7 protein-coding genes and 2 pseudogenes are annotated in these 4,743 nt (G+C 38.3%); 7 read left to right on the forward strand and 2 right to left on the reverse strand.

Features of this window, described 5'->3' with window-relative positions; genetic code table 11:
* The first annotated feature begins 105 nt into the window (after positions 1 to 105).
* From V7083_RS17950 to V7083_RS17980, 7 genes and pseudogenes are all read left to right on the forward strand, one after another.
* Entirely contained in the window at positions 106 to 237 is a 132-nt protein-coding gene (locus V7083_RS17950) for an FbpB family small basic protein (RefSeq protein WP_335480444.1), read from the forward strand.
* A 66-nt stretch (positions 238 to 303) separates the two neighbouring features.
* On the forward strand, positions 304 to 444 hold the full coding sequence (locus V7083_RS17955) for an acid-soluble spore protein N (protein WP_335480446.1): 141 nt from the start codon (positions 304 to 306) through the stop codon (positions 442 to 444).
* A 129-nt stretch (positions 445 to 573) separates the two neighbouring features.
* The gene (tlp, locus tag V7083_RS17960; RefSeq protein WP_335480449.1) at positions 574 to 804 is read left to right on the forward strand and encodes a small acid-soluble spore protein Tlp; all 231 of its coding nucleotides are present in this window, start codon (positions 574 to 576) and stop codon (positions 802 to 804) included.
* Between the two features lie 109 nt (positions 805 to 913).
* Positions 914 to 3,198 (forward strand): annotated as a pseudogene (locus V7083_RS23855) (AAA family ATPase).
* Positions 3,199 to 3,212: 14 nt separating this feature from the next.
* The gene (locus V7083_RS17970; protein WP_335480453.1) at positions 3,213 to 3,641 is read left to right on the forward strand and encodes an acyl-CoA thioesterase; all 429 of its coding nucleotides are present in this window, start codon (positions 3,213 to 3,215) and stop codon (positions 3,639 to 3,641) included.
* 24 nt (positions 3,642 to 3,665) lie between these two features.
* A complete protein-coding gene (locus tag V7083_RS17975; RefSeq protein ID WP_335480455.1) occupies positions 3,666 to 3,959 on the forward strand; it encodes a hypothetical protein in 294 nt (97 codons plus the stop codon).
* Positions 3,960 to 4,110: 151 nt separating this feature from the next.
* Positions 4,111 to 4,278 carry a hypothetical protein gene (locus V7083_RS17980; protein WP_335480457.1) on the forward strand — a complete coding sequence of 56 codons (168 nt, stop codon included), beginning with the start codon at positions 4,111 to 4,113 and terminating at the stop codon, positions 4,276 to 4,278.
* A 36-nt stretch (positions 4,279 to 4,314) separates the two neighbouring features.
* Here the strand turns inward: V7083_RS17980 and V7083_RS17985 are convergent, their stop codons facing one another.
* Both V7083_RS17985 and V7083_RS23860 read right to left on the reverse strand, forming a co-directional pair.
* Positions 4,315 to 4,485 carry a hypothetical protein gene (locus tag V7083_RS17985; RefSeq protein WP_335480459.1) on the reverse strand — a complete coding sequence of 57 codons (171 nt, stop codon included), beginning with the start codon at positions 4,483 to 4,485 and terminating at the stop codon, positions 4,315 to 4,317.
* A gap of 98 nt (positions 4,486 to 4,583) precedes the next feature.
* Positions 4,584 to 4,743 (reverse strand): annotated as a pseudogene (locus V7083_RS23860) (glycerol-3-phosphate 1-O-acyltransferase PlsY); the annotation flags it as partial.

Genomic DNA, 4,743 nt, shown 5'->3' on the forward strand with positions numbered 1-4,743 from the left:
ATATTAAAAACATAAAAAACAATTAAATTTTCAAAAAGTTGTAATAATTGCAAGCGTTTCCGGGCATAATTACTGTTAAAATAGGTAATAAGGAAGGTGATATCAATGAGAAAACCAAGAAAACGTTCTTTTGCCGAACTTGTTTCTGAAAATAAATCACAACTTTTGAAAGACAGCGCTGCATTGGAAAAAATTGAACAACGCATTGAAGCTAAACGCCTCGGCAAAGCTGAGTGAGACAAAAGATTACCATTCATTGTTTTCCTCCCCAGTGGACAAACTGTTTACTAAGGGGGGATTAAAATGGGTAAAGGATATCAAACAAAACACTTTAGACCATCACATATTGGCACACAACCACGCAGCTTTGGCGGTAACAAAGGAAAACAAATGCAAGATAAATCAGGTGAACATGCCCAAGTAATGCAAACTAAAGGTGAATAAACCTTAGATTATGGAGACCCATTTGCGTAAAGCATTGGGTCTTTTTGTTATAAAAATTTTGGTGATTAAATTATCGGAGACGATACAAACTATATCTGTACCGATACATTTATCTAGGAGGAATTTCAGATGGCTTATAATAACAAACCAAATCCAGATGACCGCAGTGATAACGTTGAAAAATTACAGAATATGATTGAAGATACGATACAAAATATGGAGGCTGCGGAGGAATCCTTGAAGTTAACAGACAGTGATACCCAACGTCGCCAGATCCAGGAAAAAAATGAACGAAGACGTGAAAGTATCGAATCTTTCCGATCTGAAATTAAGGATGAAGCTCACAATAATCAGAGATAATCAGGCTTAGGGACTTGTTCTTTTCGGACAGGTCCTTTTTTGCTTCAAGACCTCTCATTTTATCTATACCGAGCCCTTATGATAAGATAAGTAAGAATTTACGATAAAGATGGGATTTAATGATATGAACGACATAATCACCTACATAGAAAATGAATGGAACGAAACAGGAATCATTCGAGATGAATTACTAATAGAAGCACTATCAGGCGCTTCTGACCCCACTATTGTTTCAAAATTGATTACTTTATTAGCGTTGTCCAAAACAGCTGATGGGATCACACTTTCCAACACTTTGCTTGAAAAAGCACTTCAGTTAGATCCTAATAATTTACTTGCCAAACAACATTTGATTCGATGGGATTGGGTTAAGTTAAAAGATGCGCTATCAAGTTTACACTTTCCCCCAATTAGAGAGACAGATAATCGAACTGCTAAAAAGAAGACTGCGGAGCAATACATAGAAGTGTGTCAGGCATTTTTAACGGATTCAGAGGATCGAATAGCCGAATTACAGTCCAATATTAAGCTAACTTCAACCATGCTCGACCAAGAACCTTTTCAAAAGTATCAGCGGCTTTATCAACTATTTTCCGATGCTGTTGAGGCGACAGAAAAACTGTTGAAAGCCTCCCATGATTATGATGAATCCATCACTGGCGTTTTTCATACAGCTGCCTATTATGATGAGTTACGGACTCATTTACAGCTAGTTGAAGAAGTTAAAGCCAAATGGAAGGAAAATTTTCTTGAGGGAACAGAACAAAAAGCTGTAAAAAATACCCTTGAAGAATTAAACGGGATGGTAGGGATGGAATCGGTANNGTCAATGATTTTTATCGGTTTCTCAAATACCAAAAGCAGCGAAAAGAACTTGGTTTCCAAATTAAAGATGAGCTAAGTTTAAATATGATCTTAACAGGAAATCCAGGTACTGGTAAAACGACTTTAGCCCGTTTATTGGCGAAAATTTATCATGAGCTGGGAGTCCTTCCACGGGTTGAAGTAATTGAAACCAATCGTTCACAATTGGTAGGTTCCTTTGTTGGACAAACAGAGGAAAACGTTCGTGCCGTTGTGGAACGCTCTATTGGAGGAGTGTTATTTATAGATGAGGCCTACAGTTTGAAACGGGAAGGGCAATCTGGAAATGATTATGGACAGGCTGCAGTTGATACGCTTGTATCTTTAATGACAGGCGAGGAGTTTGGAGGCAAATTTGCAGTCATTTTAGCTGGATACCCTGAAGAAATGCGCACTTTTTTGGAAGCTAATCCAGGGCTACGGAGTCGTTTTCCTCAATCGAATTTTATCCACCTTCCCAACTACACAAATGAAGAGTTGATTCAAATTGCTGAAAAAGTAGCTGCTGAAAATGATTACTTTTTAACGCCGACTGCAAAGCTTGAGATTGCCCATCGTGTTGATCGAGAAAGGGTGGATGAGACCTTCGGTAATGCCCGAACAGTTCATAATATTGTGTTGGACGCGATTTTCAAAAAGGGTTCCAACTTGGATACAGATCCAGATATTTTAAAATACCTGCTCCTATCAGATGAGGATTTTAAAGAGGAAGAGCAAGAAAAGCTTGAATCACCACAGTTTCAACTTAACCGGCTTGTTGGATTAGGCACCTTAAAGGAAGAATTGCAATCCTTAATATCTTTTGTGAAGATGCAGCAATTTAGAAGAAATCAAGGCCTTTCCGCTGTGCCGATCCAGCTTCATTCTGTGTTTACCGGGAATCCTGGAACCGGAAAAACAACGGTAGCGAAAATTTATGCGGAATTTTTGAAGGAGTGCGGTATTTTAAAAAGAGGTCATTTGGTCATCACCAGTCGGGCTGATTTAGTGGCTAATTACGTTGGGCAGACAGCCGGTAAAACAAAGAAAAAAATACGTGAAGCCCTCGGTGGAGTGTTGTTTATTGATGAGGCTTATTCCTTGCTTAGTCAAACCTCTGGTGATTTTGGCAAAGAGGCCATTGATACCCTTGTCGATGAAATGACGAAGCAGAATGAGAACCTCGTGGTGATATTGGCAGGCTATCCTAATGAAATGGATAAGCTGCTAGAAAGTAACCCGGGGCTCAGGTCCAGATTTAAAAAGTTCTTTTTCTTTCCTGATTATACACCGGAAGAATTGCTGGAAATAATGGAATCGTATGCGGCAAGTTACCAATACCGGTTTACCGAAGATGCGCTGAACCTTCTATTGGTAGAAATAGAGAACAATCATTATAAAGGAAATGGCCGTTTTGCCACTAATTTGGTGGATGAAATTATCTTAACCCAAGCTACTCGATTAATGGGAGATGAGGCAGAGGGGACATTATTGGAAAAGGCCGGCATTTTGGAATCAATAGATGTTGATAAAGCCTTTAGGAAAATGTGAAAGGAACGTTAATAATGGAAAATCATTTTATTTCTACAAGAGAAATTCAACTTTACTACGCGGATACGGATATGATGGGTGTGATTTATCATGCCAATTATTTAAAGTTTTTTGAGCTGGGTCGGACAGGCTTAATTGAAGATATAGGTTACAGTTATGTGGCGATGGAGGAATCCGGTTATTTTGCTCCTGTTTACGATGTTCAAGTAACTTATAAGAAGCCATTGCGTTATGGGGACAAAGCATTTGTAAAAACATGGGTTGCATACAATGATGGTATTAAAACGATTTATGCTTATATGGTCGTAAATGGGGCAGATGAGGTATGTGCAGAGGGAACGACCACACATATCATCGTGAAAAAGGAAAACTTTAAACCGGCGGCATTTAAAAAAGCGTTTCCAGAGTGGTACCTCAAATATGAGGATATTAAAAAGAAGTAATCTTTAGGCTTCGAGGTGAATAGATTGGCGTTTGGGATTAAAAGACGTGAATTGCTAGATTGGAAGCGAAAAATAGATGAAGGTGAAATCGCCTTTTTGACACACTATTGGCTGGACGACCGATTTCCAGGCTATAAGACCGTTACGAAAGTAGGTTCCCATGATCTTGATAAGTTGGCTGAATGGGGCAGGAAGTATGGCTTGAAAAAAGAATGGATTCATCATCGCAAGGATGGATATTCTCATTTTGATTTAATTGGTGCGAGACAGAAGGAAATTCTAAAGCAAGAGGGTCTGTTAGAGCACATATGGGAATAAGAGCAATTTTTAAAAGGTGTGTGAAAGTATGTTTAAAATGACGGAAAGTGCTTATCGGGTATTGCAGAGTACCATTACCAAAGAAAAAAAGACCGATGATGAGCAATTGTTTTTGCGGCTAAGTATGGGAGTTGGCTGAGGGGGGCCAAAAATGAATCTGTCTCTGGAAGAGCGGAAAATACAGGGCGACCTCACCTTTGAATTCGATGACGTGTGTGTCATTATTCACGAACGGGATTTTGTCTACTTTGACCATACAAAACTGGATTACGTCCAAGATGTAATGGGAAAATGGAAGTTCCAATTGATTAAACTATAAGACATCACATAAAAAAGCAGAGCCACGCCGGCTCTGCTATTCTTCTATTGCATCAAAAAATTCAATTAAGTCATCAAAATTTCTCGTTATTATAACGGGTGTACTATCTACAAGGTCATCGCAATAAAACTCTACGATAAAATCGTTTACATCTGTAGTATCGGAGACATCAGAGGAAAATAGATATTCCTGTTTTACCTTAAACATACGTACCCCTCCAGGAGAAATTCATATTCTTACCTTAATTTTACTGTAAATATGTACTCCTAAACTTTCGGGGTTATGAACTTTTCATGAAAAAATGGCTATAACCTTATAGNNTTTGGTTCCGTCTTATTCATAATTCGTTTAATATTTGCTCTATGCCGATAAATGACAAATGAAGAAAGAAGGCTTATCACAATTAATAGTGGTATATCCCACGTTTTAACTAGGCCCATAATAATGACATAAAGAATAGCAATA

It is taken from the genome of Bacillus sp. JJ1764, assembly GCF_036962145.1.
Classification (GTDB): Bacteria; Bacillota; Bacilli; order Bacillales; family Cytobacillaceae; genus Neobacillus.